The organism is Peribacillus sp. NPDC058075, from assembly GCF_042885195.1.
GTDB lineage: Bacteria > Bacillota > Bacilli > Bacillales > DSM-1321 > Peribacillus.
The window spans coordinates 18328-43353 of sequence record NZ_JBHVSL010000005.1 but is presented as its reverse complement, the minus strand read 5'-3'; the positions used below and the strand labels follow the sequence as shown (position 1 = coordinate 43353).

Here is a 25026-nt window from a genome sequence, read left to right as displayed (position 1 = left end):
AAAATGAGTTTTCGCTGGGATATTATTTTTGAATATGCTCCTTTTTTACTAAAAGGAACGTTGCTTACAATAGGGCTGTCGGTTTCCTCCATCCTCATCGGTACTTTTTTGGGGTTATTGATCGGTTTAGGGAAACTTATGAGAAACAAAGTGCTTGCCTTTCCATTTTACTGTTATGTCACGGTTTTTCGCGGAACACCGCTTTTAGTTCAAATCTTTTTAATCCATTTTGGAATTGTGCCCTTTTTTACCGGGGAAACGAATGCAGTAACTGCCGGTGTCATTGCTTTATCTTTAAATGCAGCCGCATATATTGCCGAAATTTTCCGGGCGGGGATTCAATCCATCGATAAAGGGCAAATGGAAGGGTCGCGTTCATTGGGAATGACCCATATCCAAACAATGATACATGTTATATTGCCCCAAGCTTTCAAACGGATGATTCCTCCATTAGGAAATGAATTCATCGTATTATTGAAGGATTCATCCCTGCTTTGTGTCATTGCTGCCCCGGAATTGATGTATTGGGGGAAAGCGATGGGGAGTCAGTACTTTAAAGTGTGGGAGCCATACTTGGCGTGTGCCTTCATCTATCTATTCCTTACCCTCATTTTAAGTTTTGTATTAAATAGACTCGAAAGAAGGTTGAAAACAGAATGATAAAGGTGGAGAATCTTAAGAAGTCATTTGGCCAAAATGATGTATTGAAAAATATCAATGCAATCGTTTCCCCTCGCGAAGTAGTCGTGGTAATTGGTCCTTCTGGATCGGGAAAGTCCACTTTCCTGAGGTGTATCAATCAACTTGAAACGATAACGGGAGGCCATATTTTCATTGAAGGACTTGATACGACAGACAAGAAGGTCAATATCAATAAAGTCCGGACGGAAGTTGGCATGGTATTTCAGCATTTTAACTTATTTCCACATAAGACTGTTCTTGAGAATATAATGCTTGCGCCTATAAAGGTCCGCAAAATATCCAAAGAACATGCTTCCCAAAGAGGGATGGAACTGCTTAAGAAAGTCGGACTTGCCGAGAAAGCGAACGCTTATCCGGATTCATTATCAGGGGGACAAAAGCAGCGCGTCGCAATTGCCAGGGCGTTGGCGATGGAACCGAAAATCATGCTATTCGACGAGCCGACTTCCGCTCTAGATCCGGAAATGGTCGGCGAAGTCCTTGAGGTCATGAAGCAGCTGGCTAAGGAAGGAATGACCATGGTAGTTGTGACCCATGAGATGGGGTTTGCAAAAGAAGTGGGAGATCGCGTGATTTTCATGGACGAAGGTTATATTATTGAAGAAAATATTCCTAGTGAGATTTTCAATAACCCCCAGCAGGAAAGAACTAAAGCCTTTTTGAGTAAAGTGCTTTAATTACACCTAAAGAAAAAAACCTTCCATAAAGGGAGGTTTTTTTTTTGGAGTATATCAGGGGACTTCATTTGATGGATGAAGCGCCTAAAAGCGATTCAGGGCTTTTACCGAGCACAAGCATGCTGATTTTGGCATATCCAATATTTTTATTTTGGGAGAGGGTCTGAAGTAATGCCTGGATATTCGGATCATCCTTTAACTTTTGAACTTCCTCTATATATAATCCGATAACGGAGGGCATAACGAATTCAGGGGTATATTCGTTAGGGTTTTCATCCATGAGTAATGTGCCCATAAATTGATATTTAAATTGAAGAGCCCGTGTTAAAGCAACGACATGGAGCAGTTTATCAAATAGTTCGGGGTATGAATATTTAATTTTCTCCAGCGCTGCTTCTGTTGCCATTAACTCATCGACACTAGATAAAGTGATCATGAATATCTCCTTTTTAGAATATATGGATCCATCAGCATGTACCGTGCTATTTCCTTATTCTAGTCTAACCCCGCCCTAATCCATTGTAAAATGGTTAGATGTTATCATGTGCATAACCTAAATCTATGATAGTGCTTACATCAATCAAGCTGGATAATTCACTGCCTATGTGATAACGCTTCCCTCGTATATTTCAGCCATTCTTTTGCAGCGTATGAAAGGTAATGCTCCTTACTCCAAATAAATCCTAAATTCCAACTAATGGAGGGATTTTTAACCTTGATTGTCTTAACGCGCTCATCATGGCGGCATAAACTTTCAGGTAAAAGAGCAACGCCAAGTTTACAGTAAACCATTTCCTCAATAAAATCCCAGCGTGAGCTTTCCGTGACGATATGTGGAGAAAAGCCAGCTTCATTACAGGATGAAGTGATGAGATCTCGAAGGACGTAATCTTTATTGAATAAGATGAAAGATTCATTTTCCAGGTCGGCCAAATCAATTTCTTCCACACACGCATGCCGATGGGAGGGATGAACAATCAAGTTGATGTCTTCTTCCAAAAAAGCAAAATGATGAAAAAGTGCGGTGTTGGTTGGCAGGACTATTAAGCCTATATCAATTAAGTCATTTTGAACGGATTCTTCTATTTTCTTTGAACCATCCTCTACTAATTGAAAGGTAATATTAGGATAATCCTCGTGAAAACGGCTAAGTATCCGGGGGAAGAAAGAAGCGTCTATTATTGGCGGAAGCCCGATGCGTATATGTCCCTTTTTCAAACCTAATAAATTGTCCATTTCCGTTTCTAAATTGTGAAAGGCCTTATCAATCAATTTTGCCTGCTCTAAGACGACCCTGCCTGCATCGGTCAAGATCAGTTGCTTTCGTGAACGATCAAAAAGCTCAACGCCTAGCTCGGTTTCCAGGTTTTTAATCATCTTGCTGATGGTCGGCTGGGTAATGAATAAATGATCGGCAGCCCGAGTGAAGCTATTGAAATTGGTAACCTCTATAAAGTATTGCAAATGTTTAATATCCATTGCTTCACCTGTTATCCTCGTTTAAAATTAGTTTCATTTTACCCGTAAACGGAAGTGTTTGTAAAACATGATAAGTTCAGTTTCCTGCATAAATAAGCTGGATCCCTAAGGGGGACCCAGCTTATGAAAGGGCTGGCTAGTAACCCGTAATTTTTATTTGATCAACAAGACGGGCACTGGGGAATGTTGAACGATATAGTGGCTCACGCTGCCTAGGAATTCCTTGAAACCACTTAATCCGCGGCTGCCCATGATGATAAGGTCACAATTTTGGGATTTTGCATGTTCCAATAACGTCGTGATCGCTGAACCCTCTACCACAAATGTTTGGGATGCATTCGGGATTTCGGATAAAAGCGCTTCCGCCTTTTTTATTACTTCCTTGCCATACTTGAGCATGGATTCTTCAATTTCCTGAAAGGCATTGCCATATATATTTGGCTTGATTGGAAGCGTAACAGCGTGAAGCACCTGGATTTCGATAGCGGGATCCAGCTTCGCTAATTCAATCGCTTTTTCTAAAGATTTTAGTGCCAATTCAGATTCATCATAAGCAACTAATATTTTTGAACATAGCATGGAGCGATCATTCCCTTCTTTAAAAGAATATATCCTTAGTATATCAATTTAAATCTTTCATACAGTTTCATATATTATAAATTTTGTGAATAATTATTGAAGTTTACGTTAACGTCAATGTTAAAATGAAGGTAAATAATCCCTTTGCAAAGTGTGGTTTTAACATGTACACCATTTCTGATTTAGCAAAAGAATTCGGATTGACGACAAGGACCCTCCGATATTATGAGGAACTGGGTATGCTTAGACCAAAGCGTACCGAAACGGGAAAAAGGGTTTATGGAAAGAAGGAATATGCACAGCTCAAAATCATAATGCGCGGTAAGAAGTATGGATTTTCGTTAGTGGAAATAAAGGATATCGTCCTTTTATTCGATAAGGATAGGACAGGTATAAAGCAATTGGAAAAAACGATTGAAACAGCAGGACAGAAGCTAAACGAAATAAATGAACGCATTAAAGAGCTGGAGGGGTTGAAGCAGGATTTTGAACAGGTAATTAAAGGCTTTACCGAAACCCTTCATGACTTGAAAGTGAACGATAAAACAGGCAAGCGGTGAAATTAATCTTGAAAATGGGTTTTGATGATAGTGAAAGATGAATATATATTCTAGAAACAAATGGGGTGAGGATTTGGAAATTCAAGAAACGATTGCAGTTGTGACAGGAGGAGCTTCAGGTCTTGGAGCCGCGACAGTAAGAAACATCATTAAAAAAGGCGGAAAAGCGGTCATATTTGACCTCTCTGAGGAAAAAGGCGCTAAAATGGCTCAGGAATTGGGAGATTCAGTTCTGTTTATTAAAACAGATGTAACAAGTGAAGAAAGCGTATCGGTGGCAATGGATGAAGGGATGAAAAAATTCGGGAGCATCAATGCGGTCATCAACTGTGCAGGCATTGCAATTGCAGAGAAGGTCATAAGCAGAAAAGGTACACATAAATTGAAAGCGTTCTCAAAAGTCATTCAAATCAATTTGGTCGGTACGTTTAACGTAATCCGGCTTGCAGCGGAAAAGATGGTCGAAAATGAACCGAACCAAGAGGGGGAGCGTGGGGTCATTATCAATACAGCTTCGGTCGCTGCATTTGAAGGGCAAATCGGACAAGCCGCATATAGTGCCTCCAAGGGAGGGATTGTTGGTATGACTTTGCCAATCGCAAGGGAGTTAGCCAGCAAAGGGATACGTGTCGTATCAATTGCACCGGGTCTATTCCATACTCCGATGTTCGATTCGTTACCTGATGAAGCTAGGACGTCATTAGGGAAAACCGTACCATTCCCATCGAGGCTCGGGTATCCAGAAGAGTACGCTAAACTAACGGAAAGCATCATAACGAATCCAATGCTGAATGGGGAAACCATCAGACTGGATGGGGCCATTAGAATGTCACCGAGGTAAGTTGTTAATTCCTTCAGGGCAATCCATTCTAAATCCAGGAAAAGAGCCTCCGACAAAGAATTGGAAAGGAGATAAAACAGATGAAACATCCATACCTAAGTGAAGATCATGAGATTTTCCGTAGGTCATTCCGAAAGTTTTTAGAGAAAGAAGCAGTTCCCCACTATGATCGATGGGAAGAAGAGAGGATCATACCCCGGTCTTTTTGGATGAAAATGGGGGAACAGGGTTTTTTATGTCCGGACCTCGAAGAAAATTATGGGGGTTCCGGGGGAGATTGGGGATTTGCCGTCATAATTAATGAGGAATTGGAAAGAGTCGGTTCTGGGTTCATTGGTTTCGGACTTCACAGTGACATCACTGTTCCTTATATTTCCGCCTACGGAAATGAGTCGCAGAAACAGCGTTGGCTTCCCAAATGCACGACGGGGGAAATCATTACAGCCATTGCCATGACAGAGCCTGGTACAGGTTCGGATTTGGCCAATATTAAAACGACTGCCATTTTGGATGGAGATCATTACATAGTAAATGGCCAAAAGACATTCATCACGAATGGCATACATTCCGATTTGGTCATCGTTGCCTGTAAAACGGATCCAAATGCCGTTCCGAAACATAAAGGAGTTAGCTTAGTCGTAGTCGAAAGGGATACACCCGGGTTTTCCAGGGGGCGAAAACTGAAGAAGCTTGGTTTGCACAGTCAGGATACAGCGGAGCTCATCTTCGAGGATTGCCGTGTTCCAAAGGAAAACCTGCTTGGTGAAGAAGGCAAAGGGTTTAATTACCTAATGGATAAACTGCAGCAGGAACGACTTGTGGTGGCTATTTGTGCTCAAACAGCATCTGAAGATATGCTGGCCGATACGATTGAGTATGTGAAGGGCAGGGAAGCATTCGGAAAATCCGTAAGTCAGTTTCAAAATACTCAATTCAAAATCGCGGAAATGGCAACGGAAATCAAAATGGGGCGTGCCTTCCTAGATCAATTGATCGCCAAACATATGGCTGGTGAACAGGTTGTAACGGAAGTTTCGATGGCAAAATGGCGTTTGACGGAGACTGCCAGAAAAATATCCATTGAATGCATGCAGCTCCATGGCGGCTATGGATATATGGAAGAATACAAGATTGCAAGAAGGTATCGGGATGTTCCGGTAGCGAGCATCTATGCCGGGACAAATGAAATCATGAAGAAGATCATCGCTAAGAATATGGGTCTTTAATTTTAAAAAAAGGTTGAGAAGGGAAGAGAGTATATGCGGGAAGTGGTTATCGTTGAAGGGATTCGCACGCCAGTAGGCAGAAGGAACGGTGTCTTGAAAGACGTCCGCCCTGATGATCTGGCAGGGGAAGTATTGAAGAAGCTGATTGAAAAGGCGGGCATCGATCCGGCTATTGTCGATGATGTCATTTTAGGCTGTGTTTCACAGTCGGGCGAACAGGCTGGTGATATAGCAAGGGTTGCTGCACTGATTGCTGGATTTCCGATTGAAGTGCCGGGAACGACGATTGACCGTCAATGCGGATCAAGTCAGCAGGCAGTCCACTTCGCTTCCCAGGCCATCTTGTCGGGTGATATGGATGTGGTAGTGGCAGGTGGAGTGGAAAACATGTCACGAGTTCCCATGGGGTCTAATTATCAAGGTGCTGTAACAAGCCAAAAGTATATGGACCTTTATGAGGTGATCAACCAAGGATTATCAGCTGAGAGAATTGCCGATAAGTGGGGAATAACACGTGAAGATTGTGATCAGTTTTCCGTGGAGAGCCATGCCAAGGCAATACGTGCCCAAAAAGAAGGACATTTTAACCGTGAAATGATATCAGTATCGGGTAATGATAAAGAAGGAAATCATATCGAAGTTACGGAAGATCAAGGCCCAAGGGGTGGAACTACGCTTGAAGTACTTGCTGGATTGAAACCGGTTTTCCAGGAAGACGGTTTAATCCATGCGGGGAATTCAAGTCAAATCAGTGACGGTGCTGCAGCATTATTATTGATGGAACGCAGTAAAGCCATAGAGCTTGGATTGAAACCGCGCTTTAAAGTGCATACCCGGGTTGTTGTCGGGTCAGATCCCACCCTGATGCTTACGGGGCCGATTCCCGCCACCCAAAAAGCTTTGGAAAAAGCAGGTCTTACAATTGATGATATCGACATCTTTGAAGTGAATGAGGCTTTCGCTCCTGTACCGATTGCCTGGCTAAAAGAAACGGGGGCAGACCCGAGGAAACTGAATCCAAATGGCGGGGCGATTGCCTTGGGCCATCCTCTTGGCGGCAGCGGGGCCAGATTGATGGTGTCATTGATCCATGAGTTAGAAAGGACGGGCGGCCGTTATGGGCTGCAAACAATGTGTGAAGGCCATGGGATGGCAAATGCGACCATCATTGAACGATTGGACTGAATCTGGACATTCCATGTATGAATATTCGTAATTCGCACGAAAGTAAAAGCTGAAAAGGGATGAAGCCGACCATCGCAGGCTTTGCCTGAACTCTTCCTGTTGATGGTGGGGCCTACTTGAGGAGGAAAATGATATGTCAGTAACGATTAAAAATATCTTTGATCAGACGGTTCAGGAATTCCCCATTAAAGAAGCTATCTACGACGTGAGAAGAAATATCCGCTATACGTACATTCAATGGAATGAGCAGGTGAATAGGTTGGCGGCGGCCCTTCAAGCGGAAGGGGTGCGAAAAGGGGACAGGGTTTCTACGTACCTTTACAACAATGAAGAGCTTGCAACAGCATTCTTTGCCTGTGCAAAAATCGGTGCAATCTTTAATCCAATCAACTTCCGTTTAATGCCGGAAGAGTTGGCCTTCATCTTGAAAGACGCTGCTCCAAAGGTCATTTTATTCGAACACGAATTGGAAGCGAACGTTGCCGCGGTTGAAAAAAGATTTTCGGAAACGGCCTTCTGGTATATTGATGATGATGTGCCTGGATATGCCAAAGGTTACCGCCAGAAAATGGCCAGTATCTCATCAAAGCCAGAAGAAGTGGATGTTCACGAGGATGATATCTATGCCATCATGTATACGAGCGGGACTACCGGACGTCCCAAAGGGGTCATTCACCTTCATAAAGATATGGTCAAACAAGCAGAGATTTTAATAGAGGCAATGAAGTACGAACGCTCTGATATCGGTTTGATTACTGCACCGATGTTCCATTGTGCTGAATTGCACTGTTCCTTTTTACCTCGCGTACAGGTCGGGGCCGCAAATGTCATATTACATCAGTTTAATCCCAAAAAGGTCATGGAACTGATTGAATCCGAGGGGATCACCAAGTTTTTTGCTGCTCCTACGATGTGGAACATGCTCATTCAGGAAAACTTGGAGAAGTATAAATTCCAGAGTTTGAAGCTTGGGCTTTATGGAGCAGCCCCGATGGCCCCCTCACTTGTAAGGGCCTGTCAGGAGAAACTCGGCATCCAGTTCATCCAAGCTTATGGAATGACTGAAATGGGTCCCGCCATCACTCTCCTATTGGAGGATGATCAAATTAGGAAAGCGGGTTCTGCCGGCAAGGCGTGTTACGATCATGAAATCATCATTGCCCGTCCGAATGACGAAGGGCCATCGGATCCCGAGGATATGCTGGAACCAGGGGAAACAGGCGAGATCCTCGTAAAGGGTCCATGTATCATGCAGGGTTACTTTCAAAAGGATAGAGAGACCGAAACGGCGCTTTACAAAGGCTGGTACCATTCCGGTGACATCGGCTTCCTGGATGAGGATGGATATCTGTGGGTCAAGGACCGGGTGGATGACATGATCATTTCTGGAGGGGAAAATATTTATCCACGTGAAGTGGAAGATACCTTATATGAGCATCCAGGAGTTCTCGACTGTGCAGTCCTTGGTCAGCCAGATGAACATTGGGGGGAAATGGTAACGGCTTTCATCGTGCCCAAAGACCCAACGCTAGCGGAATCTGACTTAGAAACCTGGTGTAAGAACAGTGAAACACTGGCGAACTATAAACGTCCAAGAAGATATATCTTCAGTAATGAGCTGCCTCGAAACGCAAGTGGGAAGATACAAAAATTCATGCTTCGTAAACAGTTGGAAGAAAATGCTGATGGAAAAAGTTTGGGGAACCTTCTTTAATGCCGGGGTCAATAGCGATAAAATTACTGACAAGTTACGGTTGGAAAGGTCATTTGGAATCCGATAATCCTTGGAGGGGAGACATTTAATAAAGACCGTAACAGATAGTTATTATATAAATAATAATCCTGTGGACCAATTCAAGGAGAGAGAATAGTTATCCACAACAATAATGCTGAGTGGTTAGCTTAAAATCCCCTTTATCCACATAATCCACAGGGTTATCCAGAAATAACATTATTTTCATGTTGATAAGCTGGTTTATTGTACTTGTTTTTTATCAGTATTTTCAGAATATATCCACAATATACACAAGGCTGTGGATAAGCTATGTAAATAAAAAACCTAAGGGGCTAATTGACAGCCCCTTGATTGGTTTCTCCTGCTTATAAGCGGCGATTATGAGCACGGCTGTCAGCCGCATTTGCCCGGGCTTGTGCTTCGATGTCTTCCTGGTCAGCAAGCTCGGAAGAATATTCAACGTCAAGTCCGTCACTTTTCAGGTTTTTAGGAACCTGAGGAAGTTTCTGTTTGTTCTTATCTCGATTATGGTGTATGTTATTGCGTCCCATGTTAGCGCCCCCTAGAGTAAAAAAATAAGCTGGAGATGAATTCATTAATCATCTCCAGCTTATTTTGTGTTGAGTGGCTGTTCAAAATGTACGGGAAAAAACTCCAAACTTAACGACGGGATTTCTTTTCGGTATATCCACCAGCTCGATCTGCTTTTTTAAATTCCCGAGCATAAAGAATCGCTTGTGTACTAGTTAAGTTACTTTTTTCTTTATCGTGTTTTTTGAGCAATTAGATCATCTCCATTCCACTTAATATCCCTATTTTTTCCTAAAATGACCCTTTCATACGTGAGAATCTTCTTTCAAGATATTTTGTAAAGCTTCTTTAAGGGTTGGAAAGGAGAAGGTGAATCCTTCCTCTTTAAGTTTAGTGGGAAGGACATTTTGCCCTTCAAGTACAAGTATGCTCATTTCTCCAAGCAGTTTCTTGAGGAAGAAGGGAGGTACGGGTAACCAATGGGGCCGGTGCAGGACAGCTCCTATCGTTTTCCCGAATGTATCCATCTGAACGGGATTCGGAGCAGTAAAATTAACTGGACCTTCTATCCGTGCATCGTTCATGCAAAAGATGATTGCACGGACCACGTCATGGATATGGATCCAGGAAAGCCACTGACTCCCTTTGCCCATCTTCCCTCCGCCGAATAGTTTATAGGGGAGGGCCATCATTGGCAATGCACCGTCTTTTTCTCCAAGAATCACCCCGAATCTTGTCAGGATCAACCTTTTACTGTAAGAGCGTGATTTAGCCGCTTCCTTTTCCCATAATTGAACTGTACGGGCCAAGAAATCATCACCAATGGATTCAGAGGTTTCGGTAAAGGTTTCATCGTCCGAAATACCATAATATCCGATTGCACTTGCATTAATGATGACCGAAACATTATCGGGCAGTATGGAAATGATCCGGTTCATTTCTTTGGAAGCTTCGACCCTGCTTTCGACAATCCGGCGTTTTCGTTCAGGTGTCCAACGCCCGCTGTTTAAAGATTCACCAGCAAGGTTAATGAAAACATCGAGCCCCGCCAAGTGCTGTTCCGGCTTTGCGTCCTTGGTCAACCAGCCGATATATGTCAAATTAGTCTGTTTATTAAATTTTTCGGGATGACGGGTCAAAATATATATATCATGATTTTCTTTTGATAATTCATCAATAAGGGCTGTGCCGACAAAACCGCTTCCACCAGCAATGGCTATTTTCATGAAAACCACTTCCTTTCCCTTTCTTTCCTTCACTTTAACATGCCCATGTTCTTTTTTCATTTTTAGACATGCTATATATAGAAATGGTAAACGTAAAGGGGTAAAGTAGGTGTGGGGGTGGATTTATGCCAAACATAACAAAAATAACAACCCAAAAGAAGCGTAAAGATCGTTATAACATTTTCGTTGACGAAAAATATGCTTTTAGTGTAGACGAAGAAGTGCTATTGAAATTTCATTTGAAAAAGGGTAGGGAACTTGATGACCTGCTTTTGGCTGAAATACAATTCCATGATGAAATTCAAAAAGCATTTACCGATGCACTTAATTATTTATCATACCGGATGCGCTCGGAATCGGAAATTCGCCTTTATTTAAAAAAGAAGGAAACGGAAGAGCCGATCATTAAGGAAGCGATACATAAACTTTACAGCTTTAATTATTTAGACGACCTTGAATTTGCCAAGGCTTACGTACGGACCCATGTGAATGGAGGCAATAAAGGGCCAACTACCCTTAAGCTCGAGCTTAAGGAAAAAGGGGTGCAAGAAAAGTTGGTTGTCGAGGCATTGAAGGAATACCCCTATGATATTCAGATTGAACATGCAAGCAATCTTGCTGGAAAAGCGGTCAAAAAGGAAAAAAACATTTCCGAACGAGCTTTAAGGCTAAAGGTTGAACAAACCTTGTTACGGAAAGGCTTCCCTATAGATGTCATCCATGTAGCACTTGAAGATGTGACGGTTGAAAAGGATGAAGATGAACAATGGGATTCTCTTTGCCACCATGCCGAAAAAATGCAGCGTCGATATAAAAACCATGAAGGCTTCGAATATGAACAAAAAATGAAGCAGGCATTATACCGAAAAGGGTTTCCAATAGAATTGATTGAGCGTTATCTTTCCAATACAGATGGGGATTAAGTGCATCGATAGCCAAATCACAAAATTTTGTTTAATATAGAGGTAAATTAATATTTCATTTAAGGAGTCATATATATGAGCGACGTAAGATACAGCAAGTTGTCGGCCTATGAACTACAGCAGGAAATTGCAGCGTTGACTGAAAAAGCGAGAAAAGCAGAGCAATTGGGAATGGTTAATGAATTTTCAGTATTGGAACGAAAAGTGACGATGGCCAAGGCCTATTTGTTAAATCCGGATGATTTCAAAAAAGGTGAAATATATCAAATTGAGGGAGATCCCGGTGTCTATTTCAAAATTGATTATATGAATGGCGTATTCGCCTGGGGATACCGCTTAGGTGGAAGCGGTAAGGAAGAAGCACTGCCGATTTCAATGTTAAAATAAAAAGGAACCGGGGAAGTACCCGATTCCTTCTGGTGCATCTTTTAATTCGATCGCTCGTTTGATGCTTTCATTCTTTCTTGAGGGTGTGTATTTATACTGCCATCTGCACGCTTTGAAGCATATCTTGCTTTGGCACGAGGCTCGCCTTGGAATTTATTATTGTTTTGGTTGGGGAATCCTTTTTGTTTATTTCGCAAATTTTTCTCCTCCAAGCATCAGATTAAAGACAGAAGCGTTTCCGCTTACCACTAGTATGGGTATGAAACAGTATAGTTCATTCTGTAAAAAAATTGGCAATGAGGTGGTTCTAATGAATGATTACCATGAAAGATTAACCAAGATACTGCTTGAGAAAAATGAACACATCACGTATGAGCAAGCTCTGACTTGGGTGGAATTATTATGGGAAGATTTCGAGGCGACCTATGCAAAGGCCGGGCATGAATATGCCGGAGAAGAAATGACATCGCGCGTTGTAAGGACCTGGATTGATAACTACGGAGAGCAATTCCACGAATTCATTGCAAAAAACCCTAAATATCAACAGTTATTAAATCAGCAGAATCGAGTGCATTAAAAAAGCTGATTCCAGAGGGGTTCCCTGGAATCAGCTCTTTTTCAATATACTACAAAATAATATTCAATTTCTTCTGCAGCTTCGCTTCGCTAAAGATCCAGCCGGTATAAGAATTCAAGATATTCAATTCGCTGTCTAAGTGGACCACTGCCACAAACGGGTAATATCCATTGCTGCGGTATCTTAAATCGATAAAACGGACTTCATAATATTCTTTTATCTGTTCGATTTCAAAGCGGTAAACCGGCGAAAAGGACAGAAAGGCTGCCAAGTTGATATCCTTCTTGGCGACTTCGAGAATTTCACTTTCAGGCAATGGCACTCGATCGAACGTATCCAGAATCGTCACATGTCCATTAACGGCCCGTGCCACATAATAATTCTTTTCGGTAATCACTGCAATTTTCCAGCGATGAAAACGCATGGTCGGTGATAATAGAATTTTCCTTGCTCCAGGAATTTGCCTTTTGACCACTTTTTTTATAAAAGCTTGTTCCCTGAACCTGGAAATATAATAAATGACGAGTATTCCGTAAATCGAAAGAAATAAATAGCCTGGAGGAAATCCAAAGCCCCATAATATCAGGCCGGCAACATGTATTCCAAAAATGAACGGGTCAAATGTATTGATGACCCCTAAAGCTACCCATTTTGACGAAATCGGTCTAAGAGCCTGGGTCCCATAAGCATTGAATATATCCACGAATACATGAAGGAAAACGGCTAAAAAGGTCCAAAGCCAAAGGTGTAGGTAATTTGCTTCAGGTATGATGGCGAAAAGTGCTCCGCTGATAATCAAGGGCCAGAGTAAAACAGCGGGAATGGAATGCGTGATTCCACGATGGTTTCGTATATATACAGCGTTATTCCTTAATTTTAAAACAGTATCAATGTCCGGAGCTTGTGATCCCAATATCGTACCTGCTATGACTGCACTTGCAGTGACTGGGCTCTGCGCTATAACAGGATCTAATGTGGCAAGACCTCCAAGAGCAATTCCCATGACAAAGTGAGTACCTGTATCCAAAAAACTAACCTCCCTGCCACAATTTGAAAAAAATGGTCTTCTTTCATCATACCGTATTTATATATTAACCATCAAATGAATATAATTTTGATTTTTTTCCGTGAACCTTTACAAATAAATGAATATGAACATGATATTAAAAAAAGAATGGCCTACTATAGGTATTCCCAATTTTGATAAGAGTGTAACATCTTTGGAGGAACTGATGTGAAAGAAATGATGATCCCGACAATAGAAAAAATAAAAATCGATGAATTTCAAAAAGATTTGGTTTCCTGGTTTCTCGAAGAACAAAGAGAATTGCCATGGAGGGAAAATAAGGACCCGTACCGTGTTTGGGTTTCTGAAATAATGCTGCAGCAAACGAGAGTGGACACGGTGATTCCATATTTCAACCGGTTTATGGAATGGTTCCCTACACTCGAGGATTTTGCCAATGCCGATGAAGAGAAAATCCTAAAAGCATGGGAAGGGCTTGGATATTATTCACGTGTAAGGAATCTGCATAGTGCCGTTCAGGAAGTGAAGGCTACCTATAAAGGGATTGTACCGGATGATCCCGGGGAAATATCCAAATTAAAAGGTGTCGGCCCTTATACAGCTGGTGCGATTCTTAGTATCGCATACGGTAAGCCGGAGCCAGCCGTTGATGGAAATGTCATGCGTGTTTTATCAAGGATATTGATGATATATGAAGACATAGCAAAGCCAAAGACAAGAAAAACTTTCGAAGCAGCCGTCAGAAAGCTGATCGATCATGAACATACCTCTGCCTTCAATCAAGCGTTGATGGAACTTGGAGCATTGATTTGTACACCAGGTAAGCCTGCCTGCCTATTATGTCCCGTTCAAAGTCATTGTCTAGCATTTGAAGCTGGGGTTCAGTCGGAATTGCCGGTAAAAATCCAAAAGAAAAAAACGCGGGATGTACCAATTGTAGCTGCCGTTTTAACGAATGGAAAAGGTGAATTTTTAATTCACAAGCGAGCATCAGAAGGATTGCTTGCAAATCTTTGGGAATATCCGAATTTCGAAAACCATTCATCCCTTTTGCATAAGAGGGAATTCTTCGAGAGCCGGTTTCAGGAAATGTATGGCGTCAAACCGGAAATCACAGAATCACTTGTGAGAATTGAACATGTTTTCTCACACCTCGTTTGGAAAGTGGACACGTATATCGGAATGATCAAAGAAGCCATCAGTGAAGAGACATTACTACAACAGCAACTTAAGTGGGTGAGCGAAGCAGAGATGGCTGAGTTAGCATTTCCGGTTTCCCACCAAAAAATGATGAGAGCGTATAAAGAAAAAGAGTGTATTGAATAAAAGATTAGAGTCATTCAAGCATTCGTGGGTTCAATCATCATACATTATTTATATTTTGGGTGCGACGTGGGAACAGGGTTTTATGCTAAAAAGAGGATATCCTTCAGATATCCTCTTCCTTTTGTTGATTTACTAAGCCATATCCGTATAAAATCAATCGTAAATGGTTTTCGTTCCATGAGTATAATCTGCTTCTTGCCTATTAAGTCCGCCTCTATTTTCAATTTCTTTGATGATTTCGCTATGGATACTCTGTCCTTCTTGGTTTAAATAAGGTACCATTTGTTGAAGGGAGTGATGAAAATAGGCAAGTTCACTATTTTCCCAATCCGATTTGTTCATCATCGACAACTCTGTCATATCACGTCCAACATACATAACAGTAACACTCCTTAAAAAAATGATTTTTATTACTCGGTGTTTACCCAGAAAGGATGAATAAACGAATGGAACAAAAAGTGGCACTCGTTACAGGTAGCAGTAAAGGTTTAGGCAGAAGCACGGCAATAAGGCTTGCAGAGGAAGGTTACGACCTCGTTATTAATTATGCCCGGAGCAAGTCGAAAGCATTAGAAGTGGCAGCCGAAATAGAAGCATTGGGGCGGAAAGCCCTTGTAGTTAAGGCAAATGTCGGTGACGTTGCGAAAGTGAAAAGCATGTTCGAGGAAATCGATGCTTATTATGGACGTTTGGATATTTTCATTAATAATGCGGCTTCTGGAGTGCAGCGTCCATTGATGGAGCTGGAGGAATCCCATTGGAACTGGACCATGGACATCAATACAAAAGCCCTCCTTTTCTGCGCACAGGAAGCGGCGAAATTAATGGAGAGGAACGGCGGGGGGAAAATCGTCAGCATCAGTTCACTAGGATCGATTCGCTATTTGAAAAATTATACAGCTGTTGGAGTTTCCAAGGCTGCCCTTGAAGCCCTGACAAGATATTTAGCGGTCGAATTGGCTGCAAAAAATATTTGTGTCAATGCCGTTTCAGGCGGTGTAATCGATACAGATGCCCTGAAGTCTTTCCCGAATCGGGATGAAATGCTTGCCGAGGCGGCAGAACAGACTCCGGCTGGACGGATGGTTGAGGTGGAAGATATGGTGAATACCATCCTGTTTTTAATTTCCGATGGAGCCAGTATGATTCGTGGACAAACCGTAATTGTCGATGGCGGCATCTCATTGCTTGTTTAATGTAACTGGAAAATTTTAAATGTTTTTAGTTGGATAACACTCCTGGATAATGGTTATCTTATTATTTGTGGAGGTGATATCAATGGCTAACAACAATAAATCACAAGCAGGAACTAATGTTCAACAAGTGAGACAACAAAACGCGCAATCTCAACAAGGTCAAGGCCAATACGGTACAGAATTTGCTTCTGAAACCAACGTTCAAGAAGTGAGACAGCAAAACGCGCAATCTCAGCAAAAAAAAGGTCAAGGTCAAGCACAAGGCCAATACGGTACAGAGTTTGCTTCTGAAACTAACGTTCAAGAAGTGAAACAACAAAACCAAAAATCTCAAAGCAATAAAAGCCAAGGCTAATCGCCGATGAAAGGCACCCTTCTTTTGAAGGGTGCTTTTTTTTGCCTTTCATTGGATTCGACAAATGTTTCGATGCGTTTACATAATATGTCAAAGGAAAAAACGGATAAAAATAGAATATACATACTAATAGGAAAAATACAGATTAGGAAGGTGCATTCATGGAGGAATTTAACCGGCTTATAAACAACCAGTTGAAAACGATGGATAAGCTTTTACTTTTACAATCCGAAATCGAAAGATGCCAAGATATAGAGAAGCAACTCCTTGCCCTGGAAGAGGAGAGTGAAGCAGTCACCATCCAGGAAGAGATTCAACTCAAAAAGCAGGAATTGAAAAGTATCCATGATATGTTCGAGAAGCAAACGGAAGAAGTCATCCGTTATTTTCAGCAAGGACAGGCTGCCATACGATGAATTACCGGCTAATTTCTTAGTTAAAATGGGTGGATGGTCAGACTTTTTCGACTTATTTACACATTTTCACTGGGAGATTAGCCACTTTTGTTTTAAATTTATGAATAAATCGCTATAATATAGGAATATAGGGTAAATGGAAAAAAGTATATATTTTTAAATACACACAACAACTGCAAACGGAATAGGGCACAGTACGCTGTCAGGGTGTCTATAGAAAGTAGGGAGAGATAAATGGGGATTGTTCCTGCCGAAGGAGGAAAAATCCAAATCCATAGCTATAAACATAATGGACATATCCATCGTATCTGGGAAGAGACGACCGTTTTAAAAGGGACCCAAAATCTGGTGATAGCAGCGAATGACCGTACTATGGTAACGGAATCAGATGGAAGGACCTGGATTACGAGAGAGCCGGCGATTTGCTATTTTCATTCAAAGTATTGGTTTAATGTTATTGGTATGTTGAGAGAGGACGGGGTTTATTATTATTGCAATATCAGTTCGCCGTTCACATACGAATCGGGAGCATTGAAATACATTGACTATGACCTGGACATTAAAGTATTCCCAGATATGACGTTTAATTTGCTGGATGAGGATGAATATGAAAGGCATCGGAAAGAAATGAATTACCCGGATGCCATCGATTCAATATTGAAACAGAACGTAGACTATTTGATTTATATGATACGCCAGCGAAAAGGACCATTCTCCGCAGAGTTTATTGATAGTTGGTATGAACGCTTTTTAACCTATCGATGATAGAAAAGGCCTGCTGCTTAATTGGCAGGCTTTTTCATTGTGTAACATATCTAAACAACTGATTCAATCTATCAAGATGCAGGATCCATAAAATGTGTTTGAAAGTTAGTGAATGAAATCCTTTTGATACTTAATCATCGAAAAGGAAAATATAATTGGACAAGTGCATATAAGATTCCAAATTGGCTGGTATGGACTTTTTTTCATTTGGCTTTAATGATTCAGAAAAGGAGGTATTCCGTGGGGAGCATTAAAAGATATTTGCAATTCGTCAAACCATATAAATGGCAGATAATCGGGACGGTACTGATTGGATTGCTAAAATTCGCGATTCCGCTTTTGCTTCCATTGCTCAGTAAGTATATAGTGGATGACATCATCGGAAATGGTGACCTGTCCAAAGCCGTGAAGTCCGAACGCCTTCTATGGGCAATGGCCATCATGATTTTCATTTTCGTTGCAGTTAGACCGCCGATTGAGTATTACAGACAATATTTTGCGCAATGGACCGGAACGAAAATCCTATATGATATTCGCAATGATTTATTTACTCATATACAGAAACTGAGTTTTAAATATTATTCCAATACAAGGGTGGGCGAGGTCATTTCAAGGATGATCACGGATGTGGAACAAACGAAGAACTTTGTCATCACGGGTTTGATGAACCTTTGGCTCGATATAGCAACGATCATCATAGTGATAGTCATCATGTTTACGATGGACGTGAAGTTAACCGTTGTATCGATCATCATGCTTCCATTTTATGCATTTTCGATTAAGCATTTCTTTGGCAAGCTAAGAACCTATACAAGGATTCGGTCCCAAGCGTTAGCTGATGTACAGAGTCACCTTCATGAACGGGTTTCAGGGATGTCAGTCATCAAAAGCTTTGCGATAGAAGACAGGGAACAGGAATTATTTGCGAAGCAGAACAAGAATTTCCTTGATAAGGCCCTAAAGCATACGAGCTGGAATGCCAAGTCATTTGCTGTCGTGAATACGATCACGGATATTGCCCCCCTGCTCGTGATCGGATTTGCCGGTTATCAGGTCATTCATGAACAATTATCACTGGGTACCATGGTTGCCTTCGTAGGTTTCATTGACCGGCTTTATAATCCCCTCAGACGTTTAGTTAACTCTTCGACGACAATGACCCAGACATTGGCTTCCATGGACAGGGTTTTTGAGTTTGTGGATGAGAAATATGATATCGATGACGAACCAGGGGCGAAAGAGCTGAAGCATGTGGAAGGCCGAATAACCTTTCAGGATGTATCGTTTGCTTATGACGAGAAAGAGTCACCCGTTTTGAAACATATAAACTTGGATGTCAAACCAGGGGATACCATTGCACTTGTCGGGATGAGCGGCGGCGGGAAATCCTCAATCGTCAGTTTGATTTCCCGTTTCTATGATGTGACGGAAGGAAGGGTATTATTGGATGGGACCGATATCCGTAAGTATCAAGTCCGCAGCCTAAGAGATAAAATAGGAATGGTTTTACAGGATAATATCTTATTTAGTGAATCGGTTAAGGCTAACATCCTTATGGGACGACCTGATGCAAGTGATGAAGAAGTATTTGAAGCGGCAAAGGCGGCGAATGCCCATGACTTCATCATGGGTCTGAAAGAAGGATATGAAACGAAAGTCGGGGAGCGGGGAGTTAAATTATCCGGAGGCCAAAAGCAACGGGTGGCCATTGCGAGGGTATTTTTGAAAAACCCGCCAATCCTTGTACTCGATGAAGCCACATCCGCATTGGATTTGGAAAGTGAACACTATATCCAGGAGGCGCTGGATATTTTAGCGAAAGACAGGACCACCATCATCGTGGCCCATCGGTTATCAACCATCACCCACGCCGATCGGATCGTTCATATCGATAATGGGGAAATTACGGAAATGGGGACACACGAAGAACTTATGAAAAAGCAAGGGCATTACTACAACCTATTTCAAGTACAACAATTGGATTCTTAAGAAGAATAGGAAAACAATATACAAAAGAAGACCATTCCGCTAACGGGAATGGTCTTTCTTGTGCAAGCATGCAAGTTATGAAATCCTTTTTTCATGCAGCGTTTTTTTTCTGTCAGGAAGGAAATGCGGCAGATGCTTTATTCCCTCAGGCAAGGCGATGCCTACGATGATCAAGCACATCCCGAACCATTGCAGTGACGTAACCTGTTCATGCAAGAAGATGACGGAAACGACCATCGCTGAAGGCAGTTCCGCAGCACAAAGAATCGTTCCAAGTCCGACACCCACTTTGGGCAAACTGACAGCAAAGAAAAAGAAGGGAACTAATACACCTAAAGTGCCGAGCAGCAGACCGTAGTACCATAGGTTCGTTTGGACAAGATTCGTTACAAGTGTGACGGGATTAGTCGTGAATACAGCAGTCAGCATACCACCTGTTGCAATGAAAAACAGCCGTTTCATTGAGGATTCCCCAACTGCGAATTGAGAGTTGCAATACATATATAGCGCAAAAAGCAAGGCTGACAATAGACCGAACAATACGCCTTTTAGGCTTAAGCCGGATAGAGGCTGACCAAAAATGGAGCCTGCCAATAATGTTCCGATGAAGAGAACGAAAATGGCAATGAGTTTATTTTTATCCGGGCGTCTTTTATTTATGAAACTTTCAATGAGGACGCCTATCCAGGTAAATTGAAATAAAAAGACAACGGCAATTGAAGCGGGAAGCTCGGATACGGAAACGGCATATGCCTTTCCGACGAAAGTGGACATCATGCCCGTGATTAAAAGTAATCCGGCACTCTTCCATGAAACTTTATATTTAAACGAAAAAAGAAATAACACGGAGACAATCAGCCAACCGACGAGGTATTGACTGCCGACCAGTTCTCCGGATGAATGGCCATCCATGAATCCAAATTTCATCATGGTGGATAATGTGCCATATGAGATCGAACCGATTAAGACCATTATGGAATACTTCAAAAGTTGCATGTTTTTCACCCCTGTAAAAATAAAAATCGCCACCTGCCAAAAAGGCAAGTGACGAACGAAAAAAGGAAATCCTTTTAAAATTCCGTCTCTCAACAAAAGCTGAGTTTAAAAAAATGTTTGTGTTGCATTACTTTAGCTTAGAGTCTTTGTGAATATTTGTCAACCAGAAAAATAAGTTAAGCCTGCAGGTCGATCTTTAAGCTAAAGGCTTGGGAGAGGCAGGGGATGTTCCTTCCATCCAAAGTAATTGAAACCCTCCAAAAAGGCGAATATGCCGAATGGGGTGACGTGCTTCAATCGCCTTTTTGCCGGAAGTCTTTCAATGTACCACGGTATTCCTCGTCTTTCATTTTTCGAAGATTAGGCTTTTTTTCTGCAGTTGGCTCATCATTTGGCTTTTGATTGTGAAGTTTGGAAAGTGCCAAACGATAATCCTGATCTTTCATTTTCAATTCATCATTGTCTGTTGGGGAGATGATTTCGGTAATGGAATCATCAGCCGAAGGGAAAGCGGACTCTTCCAACGAGTTCTCTTCCTCGTCACCCGGCGGCTTACCTTCAGGCGATAAGGCTTTGATATTGTATGTGATCAAGCCCGTGACCGCTAATATAGCAACGATGATAATTAGAATTATGCCCATTGAATCAAGCCTCCTAGAGCTCGTTTATGAATGAACGGGTGACATGGGCAACCCGTTTTCCTAATGCTTCTCCAAGCTGCAAGTCATTTTTGGTGATGTTGTCATCCACACCGGGCGGACAGCTTATTCCTACTCCATAATAGGAACCATATAAGGCGTTTTCCGGGACAGTGCCGGGCAATCCGACAATGATCATGCCTTGATGAAGCATAGGGGTGATTAAGTTCAGCATGGTAGCCTCGAGTCCGCCATGTACGGTGGCCGTCGTACAGAAAACAGCACCTACTTTATTGATCAGCGCACCTTCCGCCCATAGATACCCAAGTTTATCGATCCATGTTTTCAAACTCGAACTGATGGTGCCGAAATGACCGGGACAGCCCCAAATGATGGCATCCATTTCCTGGAGCTTATAAACATCCGCCTCGTTCACATGGTCTATGAGAACCTCAGCGCCAGGGACCGCGGCGGCCCCTTGAGCTATTGATTCGGCAAGTGCTTTCGTATGGTTGCCTTCACTGTCGTAAACAACATAGATCTTCATTTTTATTCCCCCATTTAATTAAACCGATTTTTTTACTGGTGAAGGAAGCAAAGGTACATCCAAATGTTCTTGTTTAGCTTTTTTCATTGCTTTGTCCTTCCGAACGTCACGCAAAAACAGTGAAAGAACGATACCGGCAATTGCAAAGCCTGTTGCCCAAAAGAAGGCATCATTGATTCCCATCACATTTGCTTGACCCTGGATTTGTGAAGAAATCAGAGACATGGCAGTTTCCTGTGCCTGTTCACTAGTTTGATTCATCGAACTCATGATGGATTGAACGATTGTTTGGAAATTCTGAACAAAACCGGGATCACTCGTACTCATTTCCGTTCCTAAAGCAGTTCCATGGAAAGATGCACGGGTTGTATAAATGGTCGTCACGAAGCTCGTACCGATGGCTCCGGTCACTTGTTTCAGCGTATTGCTCATTGCCGTACCATGTGTATTCAAATGCTTAGGAAGCTGATTCATCCCAGCCGTCATGATCGGCATCATCAGTAAAGACATTCCAAGTGCGCGGATGGCATAGATGATGACCAAAGTCGAATAGGTTGTTTCCGTAGTCAATTTAGCGAATTCGAAGGTTGTGACGGCAGTAATCGCTAAACCAATCAGTGCTAATGGACGAGGTCCGATTTTGTCAAATAATGCTCCTGAAATGGGTGACATCACCATCATCACAAGGGCTCCGGGTAACATCAATAGGCCGGATTGAACTGGTGTGAAGCCTCTTAAAGTCTGCAAATATATAGGCAATAAGAATATCCCGGTAAACATCGCCACTGTGACGATGGCGGAAATGATATTCGATAATACGAACATGTCATACTTAAATACACGGAAGTCGAGCATAGGTGTTTCCGATTTTAGCTGTTGAACTACAAAAAGCGTCAAAAGGATCAGCCCAATGATGATCGTTCCCAGAACGATCGAATCCGTCCAGCCTTTGGAACCAGCTTCACTGACACCGTATAGTAAGGATGCAACACCTAGCAAGGATAGAGACGCACCCAATAAATCCAATTTGATTTTCTTTGGTTCTGCTACATTACGCATACTTAAAAAGGCGAGTGTCATGACTATCAAGCCTAATGGCACCATTGCGTAGAACATGACCCGCCAGCTATATTCCTGAATGACCCAACCAGACAAAGTCGGGCCGATTGCAGGGGCAAACATAATGGCAAGTCCAAAGATTCCCATTCCTTTCCCGCGCATTTCCGGAGGGAAGATGAAAAGAATGATCGTCATGACCAATGGCTGCAGGATCCCGCCGCCAGCCGCCTGAATCAGCCGGCCTGTAAGGATGACGGGGAAATTTGGTGCGATGCCGCAGATCAATGTCCCGACGGTGAATAAAAACATGGCAGCAAGGAATAAAATGCGCGTGCCAAACCGTTCTATTAAAAAAGCGGACAGTGGGATCAAAGCTCCATTCACGAGCATGAATCCAGTTGATAACCATTGAATCGTAGTCGCAGCTACATTGAATTCTGCCATCATCCTGGGCATGGCGACACTAAGCAGGGTTTGATTCAAAATGACCATGAACAAACCTAGCATTAAGATAATTAACATGGGGGCAAATTGCTTCATTCCCTTGTTTTCATTTACTGTGATGGTTTGAGAAGCCATTTAAAGAAAAGCCTCCTTTCTGTATAACTGTGTAGCCGGTTTATTTAGTTGAAATTTTCACTTCTGCGTTCATTCCAGGCAGAACTTTATCGGATGGTGCTTTGATGGAAATTTTAACTGGTACTTTTTGGGTGACTTTTGTATAGTTTCCGCTGCTGTTTTGGTTGCCCATCACTGAAAAGACAGACGTTGTAGCATAACCGATCTGTTCCAACGTGCCTTCGAAGACCGTATCGGGATCTCCATCGATGATAATATCGACGCTGTCACCTTTTTCGATATCCTTTAATTTATTTTCTTCAATATTAGCCGTTATGGACAGATCATCCATATTGATGGTCTGAGCCAGCGTTTGACCCGCTTGAACAAGCTGCTCATCATGCACTTGTGTTTTAACGATAGTACCTTGTGCTGCGGTTTTTACCGCTTCTTTTCCGTCTAAGGTGGCAACATTGGCAACATTGGCATCCTTACTTACACTGTCTCCTTCATGCAAGTCCCAATCTGCTAGTTTACCGGCAGCGGGGGCAACGATGGTATATAGCTCTCCCGACACTTTCGCTTCATCCGTTTTAATGAAATTCGTGCTTTCATAATAGTAATAAGCCCCACCGGCCAATACCGCTATGATAATAACCAAACCAATGACATTGATTAAAACTAAACGTCCTCTATTCACTTGTTTCGCCTCCAAAAAATATTGATGATGTATTGCCTTTTTCGATACTGTTCGTTAGGTAGAAATGACGCCTCCTATTCTAATGTTTATTTGTTAAATTAAATAAATATTAACTTTTGTAAGTATTAATATTATTAAGTAAAGAGTTTACCAGTTTAATTATTTTTTGTCATGTAATTTATTCGGAAAAATAGTGGGAAATAAATACAGTGAAATAGTAAAAATTTGAATTTTTTTTAGTTTTAAGGATATTTGGAAAGTAAAGTTGACATTGGAATGCCATTTAATTAAATTTAAGAGGTAGGATTGTCCTATATAAGGAGTGAGAAGGCTGGATTTTAAATGGGAAGTAACTAATAGTATAGAAATGCAGATTTTTCGGATTAGGAAGAAGCTTAGGGCCATCGTAGCAAAAAATCTTCAGCCTTATGGATTAACGTCGCCTCAATTTTTCATATTATTGATATTAAAAAAAGAGGGGTCAATCAAATCGACCAAGCTGGCTGACTTCTTAACCGTTAAGCCAAGTGCAATTACCGTATTTGTAGATAAGTTGGTCGAAATGGATTATGTAAAAAGGCAGCCCTCTGAAAAGGATCGCAGGGTCATCAACCTTGAATTGAAAGAGGCAGGAGAAGCGATTTTGGGGAGAGTCCTTGCGGAACATAACCAATTGATGGGTAAGAACTTCAATTCATTCTCGGAAGATGAGCTGCAGGATCTTTTGAAGAAATTGGATACGATCGAAAAGGCAGCTGATAAGAACCTTTTGGATGATTAAGATGAGGGCATGCTCTAAATAGAGACGAAAAAGACGGTTCCAGGG

General features: G+C 41.9%; 31 protein-coding genes. 17 read left to right on the top strand and 14 right to left on the bottom strand.

The genetic code is table 11. The annotated features are described in order from the left end of the window. The first annotated feature begins 3 nt into the window (after positions 1-3). Both ACFVS1_RS23655 and ACFVS1_RS23650 read left to right on the top strand, forming a co-directional pair. Positions 4-660, top strand: coding sequence for an amino acid ABC transporter permease (locus ACFVS1_RS23655; RefSeq protein WP_352926213.1), 657 nt, complete (start codon positions 4-6; stop codon positions 658-660). Then, complete coding sequence (locus ACFVS1_RS23650; RefSeq protein WP_241593495.1) at positions 657-1379, top strand: amino acid ABC transporter ATP-binding protein; 723 nt, start codon at positions 657-659, stop codon at positions 1377-1379. Before ACFVS1_RS23655 ends, ACFVS1_RS23650 begins: the two co-directional genes overlap by 4 nt. Positions 1380-1443: 64 nt before the next feature. Here the strand turns inward: ACFVS1_RS23650 and ACFVS1_RS23645 are convergent, their stop codons facing one another. The 3 genes from ACFVS1_RS23645 to ACFVS1_RS23635 form a co-directional block, all read right to left on the bottom strand. Continuing rightward, complete coding sequence (locus ACFVS1_RS23645; RefSeq protein WP_387551177.1) at positions 1444-1815, bottom strand: hypothetical protein; 372 nt, start codon at positions 1813-1815, stop codon at positions 1444-1446. Between the two features lie 158 nt (positions 1816-1973). Beyond that, on the bottom strand, positions 1974-2858 hold the full coding sequence (cidR, locus tag ACFVS1_RS23640) for a cidABC operon transcriptional activator CidR (protein ID WP_352926217.1): 885 nt from the start codon (positions 2856-2858) through the stop codon (positions 1974-1976). Positions 2859-3011: 153 nt separating this feature from the next. Then, positions 3012-3437 carry a universal stress protein gene (locus ACFVS1_RS23635; protein ID WP_241593501.1) on the bottom strand — a complete coding sequence of 142 codons (426 nt, stop codon included), beginning with the start codon at positions 3435-3437 and terminating at the stop codon, positions 3012-3014. A gap of 164 nt (positions 3438-3601) precedes the next feature. On the opposite strand from ACFVS1_RS23635, the gene ACFVS1_RS23630 reads away from it, so the two are divergent. The 5 genes from ACFVS1_RS23630 to ACFVS1_RS23610 all read left to right on the top strand — a co-directional run bounded on the left by ACFVS1_RS23630 (position 3602) and on the right by ACFVS1_RS23610 (position 8963). Next, positions 3602-3997: a MerR family transcriptional regulator gene (locus ACFVS1_RS23630; RefSeq protein WP_352926219.1), complete on the top strand. Its 396-nt coding sequence runs from the start codon at positions 3602-3604 to the stop codon at positions 3995-3997. A gap of 73 nt (positions 3998-4070) precedes the next feature. After that, the gene (locus tag ACFVS1_RS23625) at positions 4071-4838 is read left to right on the top strand and encodes a 3-hydroxyacyl-CoA dehydrogenase (RefSeq protein ID WP_387551172.1); all 768 of its coding nucleotides are present in this window, start codon (positions 4071-4073) and stop codon (positions 4836-4838) included. A gap of 80 nt (positions 4839-4918) precedes the next feature. Further along, positions 4919-6064: an acyl-CoA dehydrogenase family protein gene (locus ACFVS1_RS23620; RefSeq protein WP_387551169.1), complete on the top strand. Its 1146-nt coding sequence runs from the start codon at positions 4919-4921 to the stop codon at positions 6062-6064. A 33-nt stretch (positions 6065-6097) separates the two neighbouring features. Further along, positions 6098-7249 (top strand): thiolase family protein, encoded by a 1152-nt coding sequence (locus ACFVS1_RS23615; RefSeq protein ID WP_387551166.1) that lies wholly within the window; start codon positions 6098-6100, stop codon positions 7247-7249. 133 nt (positions 7250-7382) lie between these two features. Continuing rightward, positions 7383-8963, top strand: a complete 1581-nt coding sequence (locus ACFVS1_RS23610; RefSeq protein WP_387551163.1) for a fatty acid--CoA ligase — start codon at positions 7383-7385, stop codon at positions 8961-8963. A 386-nt stretch (positions 8964-9349) separates the two neighbouring features. On the opposite strand, the gene ACFVS1_RS23605 is transcribed toward ACFVS1_RS23610, so the two are convergent. The 3 genes from ACFVS1_RS23605 to ACFVS1_RS23595 all read right to left on the bottom strand — a co-directional run bounded on the left by ACFVS1_RS23605 (position 9350) and on the right by ACFVS1_RS23595 (position 10741). Then, positions 9350-9535, bottom strand: a complete 186-nt coding sequence (locus ACFVS1_RS23605; protein WP_352926229.1) for a YfhD family protein — start codon at positions 9533-9535, stop codon at positions 9350-9352. Positions 9536-9644: 109 nt separating this feature from the next. Further along, a complete protein-coding gene (locus tag ACFVS1_RS23600; protein WP_081088510.1) occupies positions 9645-9767 on the bottom strand; it encodes a YfhE family protein in 123 nt (40 codons plus the stop codon). A gap of 53 nt (positions 9768-9820) precedes the next feature. After that, positions 9821-10741 (bottom strand): TIGR01777 family oxidoreductase, encoded by a 921-nt coding sequence (locus tag ACFVS1_RS23595; protein ID WP_352926326.1) that lies wholly within the window; start codon positions 10739-10741, stop codon positions 9821-9823. A gap of 125 nt (positions 10742-10866) precedes the next feature. On the opposite strand from ACFVS1_RS23595, the gene recX reads away from it, so the two are divergent. Together recX and ACFVS1_RS23585 are read left to right on the top strand one after the other, a co-directional pair. Then, the gene (gene recX / locus ACFVS1_RS23590) at positions 10867-11664 is read left to right on the top strand and encodes a recombination regulator RecX (protein WP_387551159.1); all 798 of its coding nucleotides are present in this window, start codon (positions 10867-10869) and stop codon (positions 11662-11664) included. Between the two features lie 75 nt (positions 11665-11739). Beyond that, complete coding sequence (locus ACFVS1_RS23585; RefSeq protein ID WP_125163529.1) at positions 11740-12051, top strand: YfhH family protein; 312 nt, start codon at positions 11740-11742, stop codon at positions 12049-12051. Between the two features lie 41 nt (positions 12052-12092). On the opposite strand, the gene ACFVS1_RS23580 is transcribed toward ACFVS1_RS23585, so the two are convergent. Beyond that, positions 12093-12248, bottom strand: a complete 156-nt coding sequence (locus ACFVS1_RS23580) for a small, acid-soluble spore protein K (protein WP_034305387.1) — start codon at positions 12246-12248, stop codon at positions 12093-12095. A 113-nt stretch (positions 12249-12361) separates the two neighbouring features. Here ACFVS1_RS23580 and ACFVS1_RS23575 point away from each other — a divergent pair, with 113 nt between their 5' ends. Continuing rightward, positions 12362-12628 (top strand): YfhJ family protein, encoded by a 267-nt coding sequence (locus tag ACFVS1_RS23575; protein ID WP_101225953.1) that lies wholly within the window; start codon positions 12362-12364, stop codon positions 12626-12628. Between the two features lie 49 nt (positions 12629-12677). Here ACFVS1_RS23575 and ACFVS1_RS23570 read toward each other — a convergent pair whose 3' ends face one another. Then, positions 12678-13655: a metal-dependent hydrolase gene (locus ACFVS1_RS23570; RefSeq protein WP_387551154.1), complete on the bottom strand. Its 978-nt coding sequence runs from the start codon at positions 13653-13655 to the stop codon at positions 12678-12680. A gap of 216 nt (positions 13656-13871) precedes the next feature. Here ACFVS1_RS23570 and mutY point away from each other — a divergent pair, with 216 nt between their 5' ends. Beyond that, a complete protein-coding gene (mutY, locus tag ACFVS1_RS23565; protein WP_352926329.1) occupies positions 13872-14981 on the top strand; it encodes an A/G-specific adenine glycosylase in 1110 nt (369 codons plus the stop codon). Positions 14982-15134: 153 nt separating this feature from the next. Here the strand turns inward: mutY and ACFVS1_RS23560 are convergent, their stop codons facing one another. After that, positions 15135-15359 carry a hypothetical protein gene (locus ACFVS1_RS23560; RefSeq protein ID WP_352926234.1) on the bottom strand — a complete coding sequence of 75 codons (225 nt, stop codon included), beginning with the start codon at positions 15357-15359 and terminating at the stop codon, positions 15135-15137. 68 nt (positions 15360-15427) lie between these two features. Between ACFVS1_RS23560 and fabL the strand changes: the two genes are divergently transcribed. From fabL to ACFVS1_RS23535, 5 genes are all read left to right on the top strand, one after another. Then, entirely contained in the window at positions 15428-16177 is a 750-nt protein-coding gene (gene fabL, locus ACFVS1_RS23555) for an enoyl-[acyl-carrier-protein] reductase FabL (protein ID WP_063234820.1), read from the top strand. Between the two features lie 82 nt (positions 16178-16259). After that, the gene (locus ACFVS1_RS23550) at positions 16260-16532 is read left to right on the top strand and encodes a gamma-type small acid-soluble spore protein (protein WP_352926236.1); all 273 of its coding nucleotides are present in this window, start codon (positions 16260-16262) and stop codon (positions 16530-16532) included. 161 nt (positions 16533-16693) lie between these two features. Beyond that, the gene (locus ACFVS1_RS23545; protein WP_063577340.1) at positions 16694-16948 is read left to right on the top strand and encodes a YgaB family protein; all 255 of its coding nucleotides are present in this window, start codon (positions 16694-16696) and stop codon (positions 16946-16948) included. Positions 16949-17182: 234 nt separating this feature from the next. Further along, complete coding sequence (gene ntdP / locus ACFVS1_RS23540) at positions 17183-17713, top strand: nucleoside tri-diphosphate phosphatase (protein ID WP_063234823.1); 531 nt, start codon at positions 17183-17185, stop codon at positions 17711-17713. A 240-nt stretch (positions 17714-17953) separates the two neighbouring features. Then, positions 17954-19702 carry an ABC transporter ATP-binding protein gene (locus tag ACFVS1_RS23535; RefSeq protein WP_387551147.1) on the top strand — a complete coding sequence of 583 codons (1749 nt, stop codon included), beginning with the start codon at positions 17954-17956 and terminating at the stop codon, positions 19700-19702. A 75-nt stretch (positions 19703-19777) separates the two neighbouring features. Here the strand turns inward: ACFVS1_RS23535 and ACFVS1_RS23530 are convergent, their stop codons facing one another. From ACFVS1_RS23530 to ACFVS1_RS23510, 5 genes are all read right to left on the bottom strand, one after another. Continuing rightward, positions 19778-20698, bottom strand: coding sequence for an EamA family transporter (locus ACFVS1_RS23530; RefSeq protein WP_387551144.1), 921 nt, complete (start codon positions 20696-20698; stop codon positions 19778-19780). A gap of 293 nt (positions 20699-20991) precedes the next feature. Beyond that, complete coding sequence (locus tag ACFVS1_RS23525; RefSeq protein WP_387551141.1) at positions 20992-21339, bottom strand: hypothetical protein; 348 nt, start codon at positions 21337-21339, stop codon at positions 20992-20994. Between the two features lie 13 nt (positions 21340-21352). Further along, positions 21353-21883, bottom strand: a complete 531-nt coding sequence (locus ACFVS1_RS23520) for an NAD(P)H-dependent oxidoreductase (RefSeq protein ID WP_063234827.1) — start codon at positions 21881-21883, stop codon at positions 21353-21355. A gap of 18 nt (positions 21884-21901) precedes the next feature. Beyond that, a complete protein-coding gene (locus ACFVS1_RS23515; RefSeq protein ID WP_387551137.1) occupies positions 21902-23521 on the bottom strand; it encodes a DHA2 family efflux MFS transporter permease subunit in 1620 nt (539 codons plus the stop codon). Between the two features lie 40 nt (positions 23522-23561). After that, on the bottom strand, positions 23562-24200 hold the full coding sequence (locus ACFVS1_RS23510) for a biotin/lipoyl-containing protein (protein WP_387551134.1): 639 nt from the start codon (positions 24198-24200) through the stop codon (positions 23562-23564). Between the two features lie 322 nt (positions 24201-24522). Between ACFVS1_RS23510 and ACFVS1_RS23505 the strand changes: the two genes are divergently transcribed. Then, positions 24523-24981 (top strand): MarR family winged helix-turn-helix transcriptional regulator, encoded by a 459-nt coding sequence (locus tag ACFVS1_RS23505; protein WP_352926243.1) that lies wholly within the window; start codon positions 24523-24525, stop codon positions 24979-24981. Positions 24982-25026 lie beyond the last annotated feature (45 nt).

Excerpts from the sequence above, each read along its gene's own strand:
- fabL (WP_063234820.1), top strand. The coding sequence starts at position 15,428 with ATGGAACAAAAAGTGGCACTCGTTACAGGTAGCAGTAAAGGTTTAGGC.
- ntdP (WP_063234823.1), top strand. The coding sequence starts at position 17,183 with ATGGGGATTGTTCCTGCCGAAGGAGGAAAAATCCAAATCCATAGCTAT.
- cidR (WP_352926217.1), bottom strand. The coding sequence starts at position 2,858 with ATGGATATTAAACATTTGCAATACTTTATAGAGGTTACCAATTTCAAT.
- ACFVS1_RS23645 (WP_387551177.1), bottom strand. The coding sequence starts at position 1,815 with ATGATCACTTTATCTAGTGTCGATGAGTTAATGGCAACAGAAGCAGCG.
- ACFVS1_RS23655 (WP_352926213.1), top strand. The coding sequence starts at position 4 with ATGAGTTTTCGCTGGGATATTATTTTTGAATATGCTCCTTTTTTACTA.
- ACFVS1_RS23630 (WP_352926219.1), top strand. The coding sequence starts at position 3,602 with ATGTACACCATTTCTGATTTAGCAAAAGAATTCGGATTGACGACAAGG.
- mutY (WP_352926329.1), top strand. The coding sequence starts at position 13,872 with ATGATGATCCCGACAATAGAAAAAATAAAAATCGATGAATTTCAAAAA.
- ACFVS1_RS23585 (WP_125163529.1), top strand. The coding sequence starts at position 11,740 with ATGAGCGACGTAAGATACAGCAAGTTGTCGGCCTATGAACTACAGCAG.
- ACFVS1_RS23545 (WP_063577340.1), top strand. The coding sequence starts at position 16,694 with ATGGAGGAATTTAACCGGCTTATAAACAACCAGTTGAAAACGATGGAT.
- ACFVS1_RS23650 (WP_241593495.1), top strand. The coding sequence starts at position 657 with ATGATAAAGGTGGAGAATCTTAAGAAGTCATTTGGCCAAAATGATGTA.
- ACFVS1_RS23530 (WP_387551144.1), bottom strand. The coding sequence starts at position 20,698 with ATGCAACTTTTGAAGTATTCCATAATGGTCTTAATCGGTTCGATCTCA.
- ACFVS1_RS23615 (WP_387551166.1), top strand. The coding sequence starts at position 6,098 with ATGCGGGAAGTGGTTATCGTTGAAGGGATTCGCACGCCAGTAGGCAGA.
- ACFVS1_RS23575 (WP_101225953.1), top strand. The coding sequence starts at position 12,362 with ATGAATGATTACCATGAAAGATTAACCAAGATACTGCTTGAGAAAAAT.
- ACFVS1_RS23635 (WP_241593501.1), bottom strand. The coding sequence starts at position 3,437 with ATGCTATGTTCAAAAATATTAGTTGCTTATGATGAATCTGAATTGGCA.
- ACFVS1_RS23515 (WP_387551137.1), bottom strand. The coding sequence starts at position 23,521 with ATGGCTTCTCAAACCATCACAGTAAATGAAAACAAGGGAATGAAGCAA.
- ACFVS1_RS23595 (WP_352926326.1), bottom strand. The coding sequence starts at position 10,741 with ATGAAAATAGCCATTGCTGGTGGAAGCGGTTTTGTCGGCACAGCCCTT.
- recX (WP_387551159.1), top strand. The coding sequence starts at position 10,867 with ATGCCAAACATAACAAAAATAACAACCCAAAAGAAGCGTAAAGATCGT.
- ACFVS1_RS23610 (WP_387551163.1), top strand. The coding sequence starts at position 7,383 with ATGTCAGTAACGATTAAAAATATCTTTGATCAGACGGTTCAGGAATTC.
- ACFVS1_RS23560 (WP_352926234.1), bottom strand. The coding sequence starts at position 15,359 with ATGTATGTTGGACGTGATATGACAGAGTTGTCGATGATGAACAAATCG.
- ACFVS1_RS23520 (WP_063234827.1), bottom strand. The coding sequence starts at position 21,883 with ATGAAGATCTATGTTGTTTACGACAGTGAAGGCAACCATACGAAAGCA.
- ACFVS1_RS23605 (WP_352926229.1), bottom strand. The coding sequence starts at position 9,535 with ATGGGACGCAATAACATACACCATAATCGAGATAAGAACAAACAGAAA.
- ACFVS1_RS23550 (WP_352926236.1), top strand. The coding sequence starts at position 16,260 with ATGGCTAACAACAATAAATCACAAGCAGGAACTAATGTTCAACAAGTG.
- ACFVS1_RS23620 (WP_387551169.1), top strand. The coding sequence starts at position 4,919 with ATGAAACATCCATACCTAAGTGAAGATCATGAGATTTTCCGTAGGTCA.
- ACFVS1_RS23525 (WP_387551141.1), bottom strand. The coding sequence starts at position 21,339 with ATGGGCATAATTCTAATTATCATCGTTGCTATATTAGCGGTCACGGGC.